The organism is Kitasatospora sp. NPDC092948 (assembly GCF_044754805.1).
In the GTDB taxonomy this organism is placed as follows: domain Bacteria; phylum Actinomycetota; class Actinomycetes; order Streptomycetales; family Streptomycetaceae; genus Kitasatospora.
In genome coordinates this window covers 263,179-280,666 of the sequence record NZ_JBIVPU010000010.1, presented here as the reverse complement: position 1 = coordinate 280,666, position 17,488 = coordinate 263,179, and the positions used below count along the sequence as shown (strand labels likewise).

The window sequence follows — 17,488 nt, the reverse complement described above, 5'->3', positions numbered from 1 at the left end:
GCCACCACATCGGAGCTCTCACCCCGCAGCGCCTCGACCTCCACCGGCTTCCCGGTCCGCCGCGCCTCCGCGACCGCCAGCGTCTCCGCCGTCTCCTGTGACGGCACCGACACCGTCGAACCCGCCTCGGGTACCGCCGAATCGGCCGCCACCGCGGGGGCCGCGGCCGGTATGCCGATCGCCCCCACCGCCACACCCGCAGAGAGCAGAGCGGCGGTCAGACCGCGCCCCCACCCCCCGCGTACAGACCTTCGTGCCACGCTGAATCCTCTGGATTTAAGAGACTTCACAAGTGGAACATGATCTTCAAGGAGGAGGATGGATCATGTCAACTAATCGCCTGAGACCGGTAATTCAGAGCTCACGACATGTCAGCACATGGGCGGCGTATGGGGTGAAAATTGACATAGCGCCCCCTAATGGGCTCTTCGTCGCACCGCCCCCGTTGGTGCCGATCCACCTGGCCGAGCTCATATAGCGCATCAACTGCCATTTATTTGAGCGCAGTTATTGCTTATGAGTGACAGGCCGTCAGGCGATGGCCATGCCGCAGGTGTGGGACATGGGCGGACGGGGCTCCTCGGCGGTCGAGCAAGATTGATGGATGCTCAACTTCGCTGTCAAGAAGTCCTGTTGATGTTCAATATCGCGGGAATGGACCTGCCGCCCGCGCTCGCCCCCGTGAGCTGTTGCGGCCCTGGCTGCCGTCCGAGCCGGGCCGGCGGATCGGCAGCCGGGGCCGACCGCCGGTCTTTGGGCAGGTCAGGGCGATGGTTGAGCGACCCGCTCACGCCGACCGGATCGCGCAGGCGTACCGCCCTCGTTCAGGCGATGACCTGCCGAGCAATGGCCTCGCCGCCCGGCGCTGTCCGCCTCGTTGTCCGGCCGCCGCGAATGCTCCGGCGCGGCTGCCATTCGGCTGACCATCGGTCACGGGCGGTATCGTGTGGTGCCGTTCAGGCCGCCGCTCTTCGGTCGGTGCCCGGCAATTCCTCGCCCGACCCGCTGTGGCCAACCGCCCCGGAGGCGTATGTGGTGCCGGTCGGCGGCTGCACCCCGGCGAGTGCCTGGACGGTGACTTCCCGGAACTCCGCCAAGGCTGACGCTCTGTCATTCCGGGGTGGCGAACGGAAACCGCTTTCCCTGCGCCCAGCCGAGCTGTGAGCGGGCGTACGGAAAGCGGTTTCCCGTTGGTCGGGCCGTTGCTCGGGGTAATTCGCATGTTCACCCGCACCGGCGCGGCCGAACTCGCCGAGTGCGGCATCCGCATGTGGGCGGTCGACGCCGGGTGGATCACCTACGAGAACGACGAGAACGACGAGAACGACGAGAACGACGAGAACGACGAGAACGACGAGAACCCGGCCCGGACTGACAGTGGTCGGGCCAGAGGTCAGTTGACGAGGAAATACACCCGCACTGACAGGTCGGAGTCCCAGTCGACCTCGGCCCGCAGCCGCACGTTGCCGTTGCCGGGGGCGACGTTGTGCACCGTCACGGTCGCGTCGCCGACGAAGGGCTGGCCGTTCGCGTTGATCTCCGTCATCGACACCATCACCACGCTGCTGGGCGTCACGCCCGGGATGCTGAAGTTCAATGTGAACGTTCCGTGGATCCCGAGGTCGTAGCTGAACGCGCTGGCCGGCCTGAGGCTCAACGAGGTGACCTGAAGCGGATCGTTCACGGCTGCGTACCTTTCACCGGCGGAAGTTCGTACCCAGCGCAAAGCGTGCCCCGGTCGCCCGTCGAGGACAACGATCTTTGGCGAAAGTCACCCCATTCGGCCAGCCGGTGGCGGGCGGGGCGACGCAGCGCGGGCCGCCCTCGCGAGGAGGGCGGCCCGGTGGTGGGTGGCCGAGTGGAGTGCTCAGCGGGCGGACATCCGGAGGGCGCCGTCCATGCGGATGGTCTCGCCGTTGAGGTAGTCGTGGTCGGCGACCATGGCGACCAGACGGGCGTACTCCTCGGGGTGGGCGAGGCGCTGGGGGAAGGTGACGGTGGCGGCGAGGCCGGCGCGGATCTCGTCGGAGAAGCTCGCCATCATCGGGGTGTCGACGATGCCGGGGGCGATGGTGACGACGCGGATGCCGAACTGGGCGAGATCGCGGGCGGCCGTGATGGTCATGCCGGCGACGCCCGCCTTGGACGCGGCGTAGGCGATCTGGCCGACCTGGCCCTCGAACGCGGCGATGGAGGCGGTGTTGACGACCAGTCCGCGCTGGCCGGCGTCGTCGGGCTCCTGGCCGGACATCGCCTCGGCGGCGAGTCGCATGACGTTGAAGGTGCCGATCAGGTTGACGTTCAGCACGGTGCGGAACAGGTCGAGGTCGTGCGGGCCGCGGCGGCCGACGATCCGGGCGGACGGGGCGATGCCCGCGCAGTTGACGACCAGGCGCAGCTGGTGGCCGGCGAAGGCGATCTTGGCCAGCGCGTCGCGCACGGGCTGTTCCTCGGTGACGTCCGCGCCGAGCAGGGTGACGCCCTCGGGCGGGGTCGGGGCGGACTCCACGGCCTTGGGCAGGTCCAGGCCGTAGACGTGGGCGCCGAGGCCGGCCAGGTGGGCGGCGGTGGCCGCGCCGAGGCCGGAGGCGGCACCCGTGACCAGGGCGGCGGTACCGGTGAGCTGCATGCTGGAAAGCCCTTTCCGAGTGGTGTTCGGGGCGTTCGGGGCCGGGAACGGCGGCCCCGAAAGGGTTGATGACGGAGCGTCGGGAGACGGGAGGGTCAGCGGGCGAACTGGCGGCTGATCACCAGGCGCTGGATCTGGTTGGTGCCCTCGAAGATCTGCATGATCTTCGCCTCGCGCATGTACCGCTCGACCGGGAAGTCCCGGGTGTAGCCGTAGCCGCCGAGCACCTGCACCGCGTCGGTGGTGACCTTCATCGCGGCGTCGGTGGCGATCAGCTTGGCCACGCTGGCCTGCCGGCTGAACGGGCGGCCGAGGTCGCGGCGGCGGGCCGCGTCCAGGTAGGTGGCGCGGGAGGAGTCGACGGCGGCGGCCATGTCGGCGAGCAGGAAGCCCAGGCCCTGGTGGTCGACGATCCTGCGGCCGAAGGTGGTGCGCTCGTTGGCGTACGCCACGGCGGTGTCCAGCGCGGCCTGGGCGAGGCCGGTGGCGCAGGCGGCGATGCCGAGCCGGCCGGAGTCGAGGGCGGAGAACGCGATCGGCAGGCCCTGCCCCTCGGTGCCGATCAGGCGCTCGGGCCCGAGCAGCGCGCCGTCCCAGTAGGCGGCCGTGGTCGGCACGCCGTTGAGGCCCATCTTCTCCTCCGGCGCGCCGAAGGTCAGGCCCTCGACCTGGCCGGGCGCCAGGAAGCACGAGATGCCGTGCGCGCCGGGCGCGGTACGGGCGAACAGGGCGTAGAAGTCGGCCTTGCCGCCGTGGGTGATCCACGCCTTGGTGCCGGTGATCCGGTACCCGCCGTCGACCGGCTCCGCCTTGCAGGTCAGCGCGGCGGCGTCGGAGCCCGCGTTCGGCTCGGACAGGCTGTAGCCGCCGATCAGTTCGCCGGCCAGCATCCGGGGCAGCCACTGCTCCTTCTGCTCGGGCGTGCCGAAGGCGTTCAGCGGGTGGCAGGCCAGCGTGTGCACGCTGGTGGCGACCGCGACGGCCGCCCAGCGCGACGCCAGCTCCTCCAGCACCTGGAGGTACACCTCGTAGGGCTGCCCGCCGCCGCCGAACTCCTCCGAGTACGGCAGTCCGAGCAGGCCGGCCTGGCCGAGCAGCGCGAACAGCCCCTCCGGGTACAGCTCCTGCTTCTCGTGGGACTCGACCTTCGGGGCGAGTTCCTTGTCGGCGAGATCGCGGGTCAGTGCGATCAGGTCCGCGGCTTCCTCGGTGGGAAGCAGGCGATCCACGGCCATGTTCGGCTCCAAGCGGTACGCAAAGCGGTACGTCAGTACCGGGAAGAGTAGCGCAGTGGCGGTGGCCGTGGGGGGCCTCGGGGCGGCGAACAGGGAAAAGGCCGGAAAAGGGCGGGAGAGGACGGGGACGGGGGCGGGAACGGGCGGCCCGAGGGCGCGGGCGGCGGGGCGGTCCGGGGGAGAGCAGAGTGCGCGGGGGAGTGGGGACGCGGCCGGATCGGCGGCCACGGAGAGGCCGACTGTCATACTGGCCGGGTGATCGACAGCGCCGCCGCACCCCAGCCCAGCGGACGGGGCGCCGCCCGCCGCAGCGCCCTCTTCGAGGAACTCGTCGCACTCTTCGTCGCCGAAGGGTTCGCCCACTTCACGCTGGACGACCTCGCTGCCCGGCTGCACTGCTCCAAGCGCACCCTGTACGGGCTGGCCGACTCCAAGGAGCAGCTGGTCCGAGCGGCCGTGGTGGACTTCTTCCGCAACGCCACCGCCCGGGTGGAGGCCGCGCTGGCCGCCGAGAGCGACCCGGCCGCCCGGCTGGCGGCGTACCTGCGCGCCGTCTCCGCCGAACTTGCCCCCGGCTCGGCCCGGTTCTTCGACGACCTGGCGGCCTTCGAACCCGCCGCCGAGGTGTACGGCCGCAACACCCGCGCCGCCGCCCGGCAGATTCAACGCCTGATTGACGACGGGGTCGCGGAAGGCGCTTTCCGCGAAACCCATGTGGCGTTCGCGGCGGACGTGATCAGCTCGGTGATGGTCCGCATCCAGCAGCGCCAGGTCGCCGAGACCACCGGCCTGGCCGACGCCGAGGCGTACGGGCACCTGTCGGAGCTGCTGCTGCACGGCCTGCTCCGCTGAGCCGCCCGCGCGGCGAGGTCAACCGCCCTGCGGTGCGGTCAGCCACCCCCGCGGCGTGGTCAACCGCCCTGCGGCTAGGTCAACCGCCCTGCGGCGGGCCGGTGTTGAGGGAAGTCCCGGGCGGCTCGGCGTCGCAGACCGGGCACCGCCCGCCCTCCCGTACCTTGCCGCACTCCTCGCAGACCAAGTGCAGCCAGCAGGCGGGCTCGCCGCCCTCGCTCTCGTTGTGCTCCGGATGGTCCATGAGGTCCAGTGTGCCGCCCCCGGCGGGGTGGACGGGACGCCGGGGCTACTCGGAGAAGGTGGGGCGGTTCGGAGAAGGCGAGGCGAGTGCGGGGCGAGTGCGGGGCGAGTGCGGGGCGAGGGTGTCGACCGCTACGGTGTGCGCGTGATCAACAGGGAGTCCGCCGCGCCGCCGTCCACCGCCTACCCGCTCGTGCGTCGGAAGGTGTCGGGACTGCTGATCCTGTTCGGGTTCATCTTCGTCGGCGCCGTGCCGATGGTGGTGACGAAGGAGGCCCTCGCGGTCCGGGCCCTTGGGGCGCTCAGCCTGATCTGCGCCGGGCTGCTCGGTGGGGTGACGCTGAGCAGGGTGCTCCGACAGCAGCCCGAACTGGTGCTGGACGCCGACGGGTTGGAGCACTATCGGCTCGGCCGGATCCGCTGGGATGAGATCTCCTCGGTGCGCACCGCGGCCTTCGCCCGTACGGAGGTGATCAAGGTGAGCGGCCACGACGGCGCGCCCTTCCCGCCCCGTGCGCCCCGGGCGGTGCGCCTGGCCGTCACCACCGACCGCCGGACGGGCCTGAAGTCGGGCGTCATCTCGGTCATGGGCCTGCCGGTGGGCGCGGCGGAGCTCGTCGAGGAGATGCGCCGGTACTGCCCAGGCCTGACGGTCCTGCCCCCGAACTGAACCCCGGCGGCCGGGGGTTGTTGCAGGAGGGGATCGAAAGGCGGAGCGAGTCCCAGCGAATCCCCTCGCCGGGCCGCGCCGTCTGTCACTACCTTGTCCGCGTGGTCAGCAACGCGCCCGCTGCGCTTCCCCCGCTTCCCCCCACCGTCTACCGCACCTCCCGTGCCAAAACGGTCCGTCTGGTGGCGGGCTGCCTGGCGTTCGTCGCGGCCGGCGTGCTGCTCGTCGTGACGGGCGAATCGGTGGGCCTCAATGCGATCTGCATCCTGTTCTTCGGCCTGGGGGCCGTGGTGCTGCCGATCTCTCTGATCCTGTGGGGCCCCGAACTGGTGCTGGACGCCGACGGGTTGGAGTGCAGGCAACTGGGCCGGATCCACTGGGCGGAGATCCGGTCGGCGGAGGTCTGGGAGATCGGCCACCAGAGGTGGATCGAGCTGACCGGACACTACGGCGCGACCTTCCCGCCCAGGCCGTCGAGGTACGGCACCTGGATGGCCCGCCACAGCCGCAGGGGCGACGTCGGCACCGCCCGGATCCGGGCCGCCGTCCTGCCCGTCGACGTGTGGACGGCGCTCGACTGCATACGCCGGCACCACCCCGGCCTGATGGGCCCGCCGCTCGTCGGCCGACCCGGCCAGCCGGCCCCGGCCGACGAGGACCCGCTGCTCGCCACCTCCCGCACGGAGCTCCTCGCCGCGTTCCCGCCCGAACTGGCCGAGGACGTCCACGCCGTGGTGACCGTCATGCCGCACACCCGCCATCGGGCCGGCAACCCGTTCGGTGTCCTGGTGTCCGGCCGGCCGGTGGCGATCCCCGCCCGGATCCACCACGACGAGCCGCCCGCCGAGGCGGTGCAGGCGTTGACGCCGCGTCAGCGAAAGGTGCTGCACTGCCTCTACAGTCGGCACGGCGACGGGTGGATCCGCCAGCGCCACCTGGAGCAGTTCGTCGACGCCACCGACCCCTGGGTCGTCCCGTTCGTCGTCCAGCTGGCGGGCGAGTACGTGCTGCCGATCCTGGTGACGATCCACCGGAGCCTGGCCGACCGCGTCGCGCCGGGCACCGAAGCGGGCCTGGCCCACGGACGGTTCCTCGCCGACAACCCGGCCTTCTTCGCCCTCACCGCGGCACGGGTGCGCAGCTACTGGAACTGCTACCACCGCGACGCGTACCCGGACTTCGGCGACTACCCGGGCTGCGCCGTCCTCGACCTGCTCCGCGCGGCCGCTGAACTCGCCGGGCCGTCCGCCGTTACCCAATCTTGATCTTGAAGGGTGTGACCAAACCGCCTCGGCGCAACGTGTATTGAGCACGTTGACGAAACACTTCCGACCGGGGGACCACATGACCGAGGGACTCGACTTCGACGAGTTCGCGGCCAGCCGGGCACGCCGCCTGTTCCACATCGCCTACCTGATGTGCGGGGACTGGCACCAGGCGCAGGACCTGGTGCAGACCGCACTGTCGAAGATGTATCCGGTCTGGGGCCGGCTGCGGAGGGCCGACGGCGAGGCGGGGATCGACGCGTACGCCCGGAAGGTGCTGCTGCGCTGCTACCTGTCGCACCGTCGGCTGCGCCGCTCCACCGAGGTCGCGGTCTCCGAGTTCCCCGACGAGCCGGTGGTCGGCGTCCGCGAGGGCAGCTCCGCCGCGCTGCGGATCACCTTGGTTGCGGCGCTGCGCCAACTGCCGCCCCGCAACCGGGCGGCGGTGGTGCTGCGCTACCTGGAGGACTACAGCCTGGAGGAGACCGCGGAGGCGATGGGCATCACCGTCAGCGCCGTGAAGAGTCTCAACTCCCGCTCGATGACCCGCCTTCGTGTCATCCTCGGACCGGACCGCGCACTGCTGTTCCAGGACTGACAGGACCGACTGGACCGACAGGACCGACCGGCGGTTCCGGTCGTTCCGGCTGTCCTTCGGCTTCGGCCGTCCCTGCGCCACCCCGCGACATTCACCTGCCAGTACGGAAGGCATCGGACATTGGACCTGGACCTGGAGCTCTCCCGGATGATGGAGGAGAGCGTCACGGAACTGAGCGTCCCGGTCGCCGTGATCGTCGCCGAGAGCAAGCGCAGAGGCCGCAGGCTCCGGCTGGCCCGGAGGCTGCGGGTCGCGGGCGCCGCGCTCACCGTCGTCGTGCTGGGGGCGGTCGGCGCGAACCTCGGACTGTCCGCCACCGCCTCGCGGATGCCCGCCCACACCACCGGCCCGGCCGGTGCGGGCGTCGCCTCGACCGGTTCGGTGGAGCCGAGCGGTTCGGTGGAGCCGACCGGCCGGGCGGAGTCGACTCCCACGCCCGTCCGCACACCGATGCTGAACCTGCCCGCGGTGCCCGCGGTCGGCCGGTCGAGGGCCGCCGGCACCCCGTCGCCCGACAGCGCGACGCCGTTCACGCCCGCCCAGGTGTACAGGACGCTCGTCGCCGTGCTGCCGACGGACGTGCAGTACCTCAAGACACCCGAGGACCTTCCCGGGCCGCTGCCCGCCGGCACCGTGGGGGTGGTGATGAAGTACGTCGACGGCACCGGCGAGGCCGCCACCGTGGAGGTGACGATGAGCCGCTCCGAGGCCGTCTTCCCGAAGGACGGGAACGCGCCGGCCGAGCCGCCGTTCCAGTGCGCGGAGACCGTCATGAGCAACGGGGCGCGCACCGTCCAGGGCTGCCAGTTCGGGTTCCTGGCCGACGGTTCCTGGGAGATGGTGGAGGAGAACGATGCCATCGTCCCCGGCCTGCGCAGCTACCGGGTCAGGCTCTGGCGGGACGACGGCACCGTGCTGGAGTTCACGGAGTTCAACGGGCTGCACGACGCCGCCGACCCGACCGGATCGGCCAGCAACCGCACCGTGCCGCCGATTTCGCTCGACGTCTGGCGCGCCGCCGCGGAGAGCTACGACTGGCGCATGCTCTCCTTCCCCCGGAACTAGCCGGACTTGACCTCGCCGCCGTCCTCGCCCGAACCCGTGGACGACCGGGTTGACGACCGAGCGGACGGCCAAGCGGGCGGCCGAGAAGGCAGACGCTGCGCTCCGGCCCCGGCGGGCGTCACTGGCAGAGGGCCGCGTCGACCGCGTCGGTCACGTGAGTGGCGGCGGGCTCGCCCGGGACGGTGGTGACGGTGATGCTGACGGCGCGGCCGTCCTCGGTGACGCCGCCGCGGTTCCGGTGGGCCGGGGCGGTGCCGCCGTGGCCCCAGACGAGGCCTCCGCAGCTCAGCGGCTTGCTCTCGATCCCCAGGCCGTAGCGGACGCCGGGGCCGATGAGTTCGGCGGGGACGGTGGTGCGCATCTCGGCGAGCTGGGCGGCGGGCAGCAGACGGCCCGTCAGGAGCGCGCTGTAGAAGGTGTTGAGGTCGGTGTTGGTGGAGACGACTGCCCCTGCGGACCAGGCCATCGAGGAGTCCATCTCGGTGTAGTCGATCCGGGGCCCGCCCGGGCCGGTGTTCAGGTAGGCGTGCGGGTGGGGCTCGCGGAGGGCGGTCTCCCCGGTGGCCGGGACGTAGGTGTGGCGCAGGCCGATCCGGTCGATGACGCGCTTGGTGACCTCCTCGCCGTAGGGGCGGCCGGTGACCTTCTGGATCAGCAGGCCGGCCACCACGTAGTTGGTGTTGCTGTACATCCAGTCCGTTCCGGGGGCGAACAGAGCCTTCTGGGCCAGTGCCCCGTCGAGGAGTTCGCGCGGTTCGAAGTAGCGGTACTGGATGGTGGTGAAGTCGGTCAGCTCGGGGGCGTCCAGGTAGTCGGGCAGGCCGCTGGTGTGCTGGAGCAGTTGACGGACCGTGATGTTGCGGCCGTCGATGCCGTCGCCGCGCAGGAGACCGGGCAGGTAGGTGTCCACGGTCGCGTCCAGGCCGACCTTGCCCTCGGCGACCAGCTGCAGGACGACGACGGCGGTGAACGCCTTGGTGTTGCTGCCTGCCCGGATCTGGCCGTCGACCGGGACCTTGGCACCGGTGGCCAGGTCGCCGACCCCGGCGGTGTAGGTGCGGGTACGGCCGTCGCGGCCCTTGACGGTGGCGAGGGCGGCGGGCACCCCGTCGGCCTTCACCAGCGCGTCGAGGCGCTGCTGCACGACGTCCGGCCGCGGGGCGGCGGAGGCGGCGGTCGGGGCGACGGCGGTCAGCGCCAGCCCGGCGACGGCCGTGGCCGCCGTGGCGTACCGCACCATGCGGGTACGGCGCGGCATGTGCTGCGGGGCGTGCTGCGGCGTGCGCTGCGGGGTGTGTTCGTTCATCGGGACTCCACTGCTCGGAAGGGACGACGGGGGTGGTGCGGCCGGGTGGCCGGCGCCGAGGACCGGCCACCCGAGGGGCGGTCAGCGGCAGAGCGCCGCGTCCACCGCCTGGTCCGCGTGCGCGCTGGTGTCGTCGTTGCCCGGGAACGCGGTCACGGTGATGCTCGCGGTGCGGCCGTCGTCGGTGGTGCCGCCGAAGGTCTCGTAGCCGGGGATCGCCCCGCCGTGTCCCCAGGAGAGCCCGCCGCACGAGAGCGGGCGGCTCACCAGGCCGAGGCCGTAGCGGACCCCGGAGCCGAGCAGCTCGGCGGGGACGGTGGTGCGCATCTGGGCGAGCTGGGCCGCGGGCAGCAGCCGGCCGCCGAGCAGCGCCTCGTAGAACCGGGTCAGATCGGTGTTGGTCGAGACCATCGCGCCCGCTGCCCAGCCCCAGGACGGGTCCAGCTCGGTGAAGTCGCGCAACGACCCGTCGGCGGCGCGCATGTAGCCCTTGGGGTGGGCCTCGTGGATCGTCATGTCCCCGGGGACGGGGAAGTAGGTGTGGCGCAGGCCGATCCGTTCGATGACGCGCTTGGTGATCTCCTCGCCGATCGGGCGGCCGGTGACCTTCTGCACGATCATGCCCGCCAGCAGGTAGTTCGTGTTGTTGTACTCCCACTGGGCACCGGGCGCGAAGTGGGCCTTCTGGGACAGCGCGGCGTCGAGGAGTTCGCGCGGCTCGACGTACCGCCTGGGGTTGTCGAGGATGCCGGCGGGGTCCATGTACTCGGGCAGGCCGCTGGTGTGCTGGAGCAACTGGCGGACCGTGATGTTGCGGCCGTCGATGCCGTCGCCGCGCACCAGGCCGGGCAGGTAGGTGTCCACGGTCGCGTCCAGGCCGACCTTGCCCTCGGCGACCAGCTGCAGGACGACGACGGCGGTGAACGCCTTGGTGTTGCTGCCGATCCTCACCTGTCCGTCGACCGGGACCTTGGCACCGGTGGCCAGGTCGCCGACCCCGGCGGTGTAGGTGCGGGCGCGGCCGTCGCGGCCCTTGACGGTGGCGAGGGCGGCGGGCACCCCGTCGGCCTTCACCAGCGCGTCGAGGCGCTGCTGCACGACGTCCGGCCGCGGGGCGGCGGAGGCCGTGGCCGGTGCCAGGACGCCGGCCACCACGGCGGCGGCCACGGCGGTCACCGTCGCCGCCACCCCGTGCCGGCGCATGCGGAGGCGGTTCGGACGGTGCTGCTGCGGTGCGTGTTCGTTCACGGGAAACCCCCCTGGATACAGCGCCGGAGCTCTTCTCGGCGCCCTCCAAGAGGACCATGTGACGGTCCGTCAATCCGTCGACGCGGAGGACGAAACCGCACCGGGAACGTGCTCCGGGTCGGCGCCGGACACGGGACCGTGCTCCCGGGTCGTGCGGCCCCCGTCCGGGCCCGCCGCGCCTCGGCCGACCACGCAACATCGGCCCGACCGTCGGACGATTCGCGGAGGAGGGCCCGGCGCGCCCACCCGCCCGGGATTCCCGGTCTTCCGGCCGCCGCCCCTGCCGCCGCGTAGGGTTGGCGGGTGACCGAACAGACGCGCAACGTGGTGGGCGACCACGCCCGGGTGGACACCGTGGTGCAGGCGCAGCACGTCGACACCGTGAACATCCACCAGGCCGCCCCCGCCGTCCACCGGCCGGCCTTCGAACTGCCGCCCGAGCGCGCCCACTTCGTCGACCGGACCGAGGAGCAGCGGCGCATCGCCGAGTTCCGCGGGGCGGACGGCGCGAACGAGGGCACGCCGCAGGTGGTGGCGATCAGCGGCTTCGGCGGAATCGGCAAGACCGCGCTCTGCCTGCGGGTCGGCCACCGCCTCGCCGACCGCTACCCGGACGGCGCCCACTACGTCGACCTGGACGAGTACCGGCGCGACGGCGCGGTCGACCTGGCCGCGGTGCTCGCCGACCTGCTGTCCGGCCTGGGCGTCGAACGGGCCTGGCTGGGGCCGGACTTCCGTTCGCTGGCCCGCCAGTACTGGGCCCGGACGCGCGGTGGACGCCGTCTGCTGCTGATCGACAACGCCCGCACCGGCGCCGAGGTCCAGCCGCTGCTGCCGGCCGCCGCCGCCAGCCTGGCCCTGGTCACCAGCCACGGCCGGCTGTACGACCTGGGCGACGCCGCCGCGCTGGAGCTGACCCTCGCCCCGCTGAGCACCGGCCACACCACCGAACTGCTGCGCCTGCTGTTCGGCGAACAGCGCTGGGCGGCCGCCGACCCCGACGCCGTGCGCACCCTGGCCACCGCCTGCGCCGGGCTGCCCAAGGCCGCGGAGGTGGCCGGCGAGCTCGCCCGCCGCCTCCCGCACCGCAGCCTGGCCGCCCTCGCCGAACGCCTCACCGCCGAACTCCACCAGCAGGGCAGCCGGCCGGTGGAGGCCGTCTGGGACGCCGCCTACGCCGAACTCGGCAGCACCGCAGCCCAGTTGTACCGCACCCTGGCGGAGTGCCCCGGCCAGTTCGTCACCGAGTACACCGCCGCCGCGCTGCTCGGCCGCGGCCTGGCGGACACCGAGGACGCGCTCGCCGACCTGGTCGCCGCCGGACTGCTCGACCACCGCGCCGGCGGCTACCGCCAGCACGCCCTGGTCCGCGGCCACGCCGTCCGCCGGTCCCGGCAGGCCGACCCCGAGGGCGTCGAACGCGACGGGGCCCGGCGCCGCGTCCTGCACTGGCTGCGCCGCCAGACCGCCCGCGCCGACCTGCTGATGGCCGGCCGCCGCCTCACCGTCGAACCCGAGGCGCCGCCGCTTCCGGGCGTCCCCGACGCCGACCTCGGCACCGCCAAGTCCCAGGCGCTGCACTGGATGGAGGCCAACCGGCAGGCGCTGTACGGCGCGGTGGCGCTGGCCCACGACAGCGGCCGCGACCAGGACGCCGTGGCGCTCGCCGAATCGCTGTGGACGCACTTCCTCGACCACCCCCGGCACGCCGACGCCATCGACGCCTTCGGCGCGGCCGTGGCCGCCGCCGACCGCGCCGACAGCACTCCCGCCCGGATCCGCACCCGCTGCCTGCTGGCCCGGCCGCTGTGGGAGACCGCCCGATTCGAGGAGGCCGCCGACGTCCTCGACCGGGCCGGCGCGCTCGCCGAGCTGCTCGGCGACGACTTCGCCGACCGTCGACTGGCCGCCTCTGCCGTCGACTTCCACGGCCAACTCGCCCTCGCCGAAGGTCAATGGGCCGCCGAGCGCGGGGACGCCGACACCGCCCGCGAGCGGTTCGCCGCCGCCCGCGCCGCCTTCGACGAGGCCCGCACGATCCACCGGGCGGTCGGCAACGAGTACGGCGCGGCGCTGCAGACCTACCAGTGCGCCAAGGCCGCTGCCGCCGCCGACCAGCCGGACGCCGCGGACCTGTTCGCCCGGGCGTACCGGGCGTTCGCCGGCATGACCGGCCGTCAGCGCATCTCCGCCCGCGCCCGCTTCGGCCTCGGCCAGGCCCTGCTGCGGGCCGGCCGGTTCACCGACGCCGAGCCGCACCTGGCCGCCGCGCTGGAGGACGCCGAGGACCGCGCGTCCACCTTCGACGAGGCCCGCATCCGCACCGACCTCGCCACCCTCGCCGAACACACCGGCCGCCCCCAGGACGCCGCCCGGCACCGCGCCAGGGCCGCCGAACTGCGCGCCGCGCACGGCGGCGTACCGGACACCGACCAGGACTGAGCGCCGGGCGCCGACCGGGGTTGAGCGCCGGGCGCCGACAGGGGGCTCAACGCAGGGCGCCGACCGGGCCGGGGGCGGTCACAGTTCCGCGTCGAGCTCCTCGGCGCGGGCCGGGCGCACGGTGAGGCGGGTGGTGAACGGGGCCAGCACGCAGTCGAGTTCGACGGGGCCGTCGGCCGGCGGGACGGTCGCGGCGCGGTCGCCGAGCCAGGCGTGGACGGCGGAGACGGCGGCGGTCGGGTCGATGCGGTGGATCCGGCCGTCGTCCCGGCCGGGGGCGACCTGCACGGTGAACGGGCCGCGGTGGCGGTGCCGCAGCACGACGCGGTCGGCGGACAGGACGGCCGCGGCGGTGAGGCAGGCAGGCAGTTCGGCGAGCACGTGGGCCGTCCAGCCGGACACCGTCCAGCGGCCGGAGCCCGGGCGTCGCCACAGCACGGCGGCGCTGCGCACCTGGGCCAGCGCGGCCACCGGATGCTCCGCGGACAGGTGGTGGATCGGCAGTTCGGTCGCGGCGGGGAACCGCTCCACCCGCACCCGGCGCCCGTCCACCTCGGCCCGCACCGCCAGCGTCGGCGCGGCCGAGCGGGGCACCGACGGCAGCGGCAACGGCTGGGCCAGCACCGCCTGCCGAGGGGGCGTCAGGTCGAGCAGCCGGTACAGCTCGGTGCGCAGCAGACCGAGCGCCTGCCCGGGCCGGTCGAACGCGTCGGCGGCCGGGCCCGGGGGAGCGGTGGCCGGTGCGAGGTCGCGGACGGTGTCCAGGCCGGTGAAGCGCGGCGCGGCGGCCAGCAGCCGGGCCATCGGGGTGCCGGCGATCAGCTCCCGGCCGCCGTCGTAGGCGTTCAGCACCGGGCGGCCGAGCGCGGCGGCGTACAGCGCGGTCGAGCCGTGGTCGCTGATCACCGCGTCGGCGGCGACCAGGACCGCCGCCCAGTCCTGGTGCGGGGAAGGCAGCAGCAGGCCGGCCCGCAGCTCGGGGCGGAACTGCTCGGCGACGTCGAGACGACTGCGCTCGCCCACCTCGTTGGGGTGCACCAGCAGCGCGACCCGATACCGGTCCACCGGCAGGCCGAGCACCAACTCTCCTGGCAGCTCGGGGCGTTGGACGAGCAGACTCTCCGGGCCCCAGGTCGAGAGCACCGCCAGCAGGGTGCGGTCCCCGAGGTCGAGCGCCGCCCGGTAGGCCTCGCGGCGGGGGTCGGACTCCAGCATCCGGTCCAGTGTCGGGTCGCCGACGACGATGGCGCGGGTGGCGGCCGGCGGGCAGAACTCGGCCAGCCGGGACAGCTGTTCGGCGTGGCCCAGCCCGTGCAGATCGGCCCACGGCGCGCCGTCGGAGAGCAGGAACGCCGGATCGAGGCCGCTCGGCAACTCGGGCGAACCCTCGTCGTGCAGCGCCTTGTTGAAGCCCGCGCCGTGCGGCAGCAGGGCCCGGGCCCGGCCGGACAGGCTGGCCAGCGCGCCCTTCGGGCTGGTGGTCAGGATCAGGTCGAAGCGCCGGTCGGTGGCCTGCTCGAAGTCGATCACCCGGGCGCCGGAGCGGTCCAGCGCGGCCAGCGCCTCCAGGTCGAACCGGGAGCCGGGCACCAGGGTGAACCAGCGGGAGATCCGGCCGTCGCCCTCGAACACCGGCAGCACGTCCAGCAGCCGGTGCAGTGCCACCGCCGAGCGGAACGCCAGCAGCACGGAGCGCCGCTGGTCCCCACCGGTGTCGCGCATGCGCCGATGGTATCGGTGCGACCGCCCCCGGCCCACCGGGACACGGCGGCTGACGGGCAGTCGGGCACGGCAGCCACGGGCAGTCGGGCAGTCGGGCACGGCAGCCACGGGCAGTCGGGCACGGTGGGCCGCGGACAGCTCCGCCTCCGTGCCCGCCGGCGGCGCAAACGGCCGCCGCCGGCACCCGGCTGACGGAGCATCGGGTACCGGCGGCGGTCGGAGCGGGTCGGGCAGTGGGTCGTACGGGCCGGGCCGTGCGGAGCGGGCCGTGCGGAGCGGGTCGTACGGGCGGTCAGGTGTTGGCGACCTGGAGGGCGGCCTCCGTGCCGGAGGCGATCGCGCCGGCGATCCACGCGTGGTAGCGCGGCTCGCAGTGGTCGCCGGCGAAGAACAGCTTCCCTTCGACGGGGGTCGCCACGTGCGGGCCGAGGCTGAGCAGTTGGCCGGGCGTCTCGACGACGGCCTCGCCCAGCGCCCAGCGGTTGCGCAGCCAGGACTGCGAGACGTGCCGGTCGGTGGCGTAGCGCCGGATCCGGTCGCCGTACAGGTCGGCCAGGTGCTCCAGGGCCTCGGTGTGCCGGTCGGCGGGGGTGAGGGCGTCGAAGCGCAGCGCGTCCTCCGCCCAGTTGTAGGCGGCCAGCACGACGCCGCCGGGCGCGCCGCCGTCGCTGGGGTGGGAGGGGAAGTAGACGAACCGGCTGGCCTCGTCGGAGATGCAGCCGCCGCCGACCGCGGCCACCGCGTCGCCGTGCGGGCCGGGCTTGTAGTCGTTGCCGAGCTTCTCCCGCCAGGTGGCCTCGTCCCACTCCCACCAGCGCTCGGTGAACTCCAGCAGCACCTTGTGCGCGATGTCGTGCCAGAGCTCGTTGATCGCCCGGCGCTTGCCGTAGGGGAGCAGCGGTGCGAACTCGACGTGCCGCAGCGCCGCGAACGGCACCGCCAGCACCACCATGTCGGCCCGGTACTCGTGGGCCTCGCCGCCGATCGCGCCGTCGCAGGCCTCGTCCTCCGGGCCGGTCTCGGGCTCGGTGGTGAGCGTCACGCCGTGGTCGTCCGTGCGGACCCGGGTGAGGACCCGGTCGCGCTCGATCGGCAGGCCCTTGGCGAGTGCCTCGGTGAGCGCGTCGGTGCCCGCGGAGAACTCGAAGTAGGTGACCGACGGGTTGATGTCACCGGCGTCGAACACCGAGTGCAGGAAGCCGTACGACAGCCGGCTGGTGAGGTTCTCCAGCGTGCCGACCGCCTGGATCTGGGCGTCGCTCCAGCCCTCGCCCTCCTGGAGGTAGCGCAGCAGCGAGTAGCCGTCCATCTTGTCCAGCAGGTCGGCCATGCCGTTGACCCGCTCGGCGATCGGCTTGTCGGTCCACGTCCCGTCGGGGTTCTTCGTCATGGTGTAGGCGCGGGCCGTGTCGAGGGCCTTGTCGAAGGCCGCCGAGGTGGTCTGGTTGCTGTCCCAGCCGAAGGTCTTGTTGATCGGGCCCGGGTTCGCGCTGTAGGCGGCCTTGGTGACGGTCTGTCCGTTGACGAACACGAACCGGCTGCCGAGGCCCTTCGGCGCGACGTACACCGGGGCTTCGCCGCTGCTGAACTCCTCGCCCGTCCACGACGTGTACGTCACCTTGGAGTCCTGGGAGACCTGGTCCGGCACCGGGGGGACGTCCACCAGGTCGAACGGGCGGCGGGGCACCTTCAGGTGGTCGGCGAGCGCGAGCGTCAGCACGTGGCTGGACGGGATGCGCATCGCGCCTGCCTCGGCGTGCAGCCGCGGGTCCTGCCAGACGTCGCCGCGGAAGGTCTTCACCCGGCCGCCGACCCGGCTGCGGTTCGCCTCCAGCACCCGGACCTTGTGCCCGGCCGCCTGAAGCAGGCGGGCGCACACCATGCCGGCCACGCCGGCGCCGACCACGATCACGTCGCGCTCGGTGGTCTTCTTCAGGCGCTGACGGCCCGTCAGCAGCTTCAGGTACTCCAGTGTCAGGTCGTTGTGGTCGGCGTCGGTCAGCAGGATCCGGCGCGCCATGATCAGCGCCGCCTCCCGCCGCGCCGGGTCCGGCGGGGCCTCGCCCGCCGCATGGGAAGGGCCGGCTCCGGGGCCGACCAGGGCGGCGGCCGTCACCGCGCCGCCGGAGGCAAAGAGAAGTCCGCGTCGAGAAATCACCGGCTCAGCGTGGCAGCGCACCACCCCGGTTGACGTGCGCTCGGCCCATCGAGCC

General features: G+C 73.1%; 14 protein-coding genes and 1 pseudogene. 6 read left to right on the top strand and 9 right to left on the bottom strand.

Annotated elements, in window-relative coordinates; translation table 11 throughout:
* From ACIQF6_RS26845 to ACIQF6_RS26830, 4 genes and pseudogenes are all read right to left on the bottom strand, one after another.
* A pseudogene (locus tag ACIQF6_RS26845) lies at nt 1-260 on the bottom strand (hypothetical protein); the annotation flags it as partial.
* 1,133 nt (nt 261-1,393) lie between these two features.
* Nucleotides 1,394-1,684 carry a hypothetical protein gene (locus tag ACIQF6_RS26840; protein WP_400899362.1) on the bottom strand — a complete coding sequence of 97 codons (291 nt, stop codon included), beginning with the start codon at nt 1,682-1,684 and terminating at the stop codon, nt 1,394-1,396.
* Nucleotides 1,685-1,867: 183 nt separating this feature from the next.
* The gene (locus tag ACIQF6_RS26835; protein WP_400899360.1) at nt 1,868-2,629 is read right to left on the bottom strand and encodes an SDR family NAD(P)-dependent oxidoreductase; all 762 of its coding nucleotides are present in this window, start codon (nt 2,627-2,629) and stop codon (nt 1,868-1,870) included.
* 95 nt (nt 2,630-2,724) lie between these two features.
* Nucleotides 2,725-3,864 (bottom strand): acyl-CoA dehydrogenase family protein, encoded by a 1,140-nt coding sequence (locus ACIQF6_RS26830; protein ID WP_400899358.1) that lies wholly within the window; start codon nt 3,862-3,864, stop codon nt 2,725-2,727.
* Nucleotides 3,865-4,119: 255 nt separating this feature from the next.
* On the opposite strand from ACIQF6_RS26830, the gene ACIQF6_RS26825 reads away from it, so the two are divergent.
* Entirely contained in the window at nt 4,120-4,716 is a 597-nt protein-coding gene (locus ACIQF6_RS26825) for a TetR/AcrR family transcriptional regulator (RefSeq protein WP_400899356.1), read from the top strand.
* Nucleotides 4,717-4,795: 79 nt separating this feature from the next.
* On the opposite strand, the gene ACIQF6_RS26820 is transcribed toward ACIQF6_RS26825, so the two are convergent.
* A complete protein-coding gene (locus ACIQF6_RS26820; protein ID WP_400899354.1) occupies nt 4,796-4,960 on the bottom strand; it encodes a hypothetical protein in 165 nt (54 codons plus the stop codon).
* 144 nt (nt 4,961-5,104) lie between these two features.
* Here ACIQF6_RS26820 and ACIQF6_RS26815 point away from each other — a divergent pair, with 144 nt between their 5' ends.
* The 4 genes from ACIQF6_RS26815 to ACIQF6_RS26800 all read left to right on the top strand — a co-directional run bounded on the left by ACIQF6_RS26815 (nt 5,105) and on the right by ACIQF6_RS26800 (nt 8,557).
* Nucleotides 5,105-5,629, top strand: a complete 525-nt coding sequence (locus ACIQF6_RS26815; RefSeq protein ID WP_400899352.1) for an STM3941 family protein — start codon at nt 5,105-5,107, stop codon at nt 5,627-5,629.
* A 101-nt stretch (nt 5,630-5,730) separates the two neighbouring features.
* On the top strand, nt 5,731-6,894 hold the full coding sequence (locus ACIQF6_RS26810; RefSeq protein ID WP_400899350.1) for an STM3941 family protein: 1,164 nt from the start codon (nt 5,731-5,733) through the stop codon (nt 6,892-6,894).
* Between the two features lie 79 nt (nt 6,895-6,973).
* Nucleotides 6,974-7,492, top strand: coding sequence for a SigE family RNA polymerase sigma factor (locus ACIQF6_RS26805; RefSeq protein WP_400899348.1), 519 nt, complete (start codon nt 6,974-6,976; stop codon nt 7,490-7,492).
* Nucleotides 7,493-7,612: 120 nt separating this feature from the next.
* The gene (locus ACIQF6_RS26800) at nt 7,613-8,557 is read left to right on the top strand and encodes a hypothetical protein (RefSeq protein ID WP_400899346.1); all 945 of its coding nucleotides are present in this window, start codon (nt 7,613-7,615) and stop codon (nt 8,555-8,557) included.
* A 118-nt stretch (nt 8,558-8,675) separates the two neighbouring features.
* Here ACIQF6_RS26800 and ACIQF6_RS26795 read toward each other — a convergent pair whose 3' ends face one another.
* Nucleotides 8,676-9,863 (bottom strand): serine hydrolase domain-containing protein, encoded by a 1,188-nt coding sequence (locus ACIQF6_RS26795; protein ID WP_400899344.1) that lies wholly within the window; start codon nt 9,861-9,863, stop codon nt 8,676-8,678.
* A gap of 81 nt (nt 9,864-9,944) precedes the next feature.
* On the bottom strand, nt 9,945-11,111 hold the full coding sequence (locus ACIQF6_RS26790) for a serine hydrolase domain-containing protein (protein ID WP_400899342.1): 1,167 nt from the start codon (nt 11,109-11,111) through the stop codon (nt 9,945-9,947).
* A 303-nt stretch (nt 11,112-11,414) separates the two neighbouring features.
* Here ACIQF6_RS26790 and ACIQF6_RS26785 point away from each other — a divergent pair, with 303 nt between their 5' ends.
* Nucleotides 11,415-13,553 (top strand): hypothetical protein, encoded by a 2,139-nt coding sequence (locus tag ACIQF6_RS26785; protein ID WP_400899340.1) that lies wholly within the window; start codon nt 11,415-11,417, stop codon nt 13,551-13,553.
* Between the two features lie 78 nt (nt 13,554-13,631).
* Here the strand turns inward: ACIQF6_RS26785 and ACIQF6_RS26780 are convergent, their stop codons facing one another.
* Entirely contained in the window at nt 13,632-15,275 is a 1,644-nt protein-coding gene (locus ACIQF6_RS26780; RefSeq protein ID WP_400899338.1) for a translation initiation factor 2, read from the bottom strand.
* A 292-nt stretch (nt 15,276-15,567) separates the two neighbouring features.
* On the bottom strand, nt 15,568-17,433 hold the full coding sequence (locus ACIQF6_RS26775) for an FAD-dependent oxidoreductase (RefSeq protein ID WP_400899336.1): 1,866 nt from the start codon (nt 17,431-17,433) through the stop codon (nt 15,568-15,570).
* Nucleotides 17,434-17,488: the final 55 nt, after the last annotated feature.

What these genes read in the sequence shown, in the direction of transcription:
- ACIQF6_RS26835 (WP_400899360.1), bottom strand. Translation starts at nt 2,629, where the DNA reads ATGCAGCTCACCGGTACCGCCGCCCTGGTCACGGGTGCCGCCTCCGGC.
- ACIQF6_RS26805 (WP_400899348.1), top strand. Translation starts at nt 6,974, where the DNA reads ATGACCGAGGGACTCGACTTCGACGAGTTCGCGGCCAGCCGGGCACGC.
- ACIQF6_RS26780 (WP_400899338.1), bottom strand. Translation starts at nt 15,275, where the DNA reads ATGCGCGACACCGGTGGGGACCAGCGGCGCTCCGTGCTGCTGGCGTTC.
- ACIQF6_RS26830 (WP_400899358.1), bottom strand. Translation starts at nt 3,864, where the DNA reads ATGGCCGTGGATCGCCTGCTTCCCACCGAGGAAGCCGCGGACCTGATC.
- ACIQF6_RS26795 (WP_400899344.1), bottom strand. Translation starts at nt 9,863, where the DNA reads ATGAACGAACACACCCCGCAGCGCACGCCGCAGCACGCCCCGCAGCAC.
- ACIQF6_RS26820 (WP_400899354.1), bottom strand. Translation starts at nt 4,960, where the DNA reads ATGGACCATCCGGAGCACAACGAGAGCGAGGGCGGCGAGCCCGCCTGC.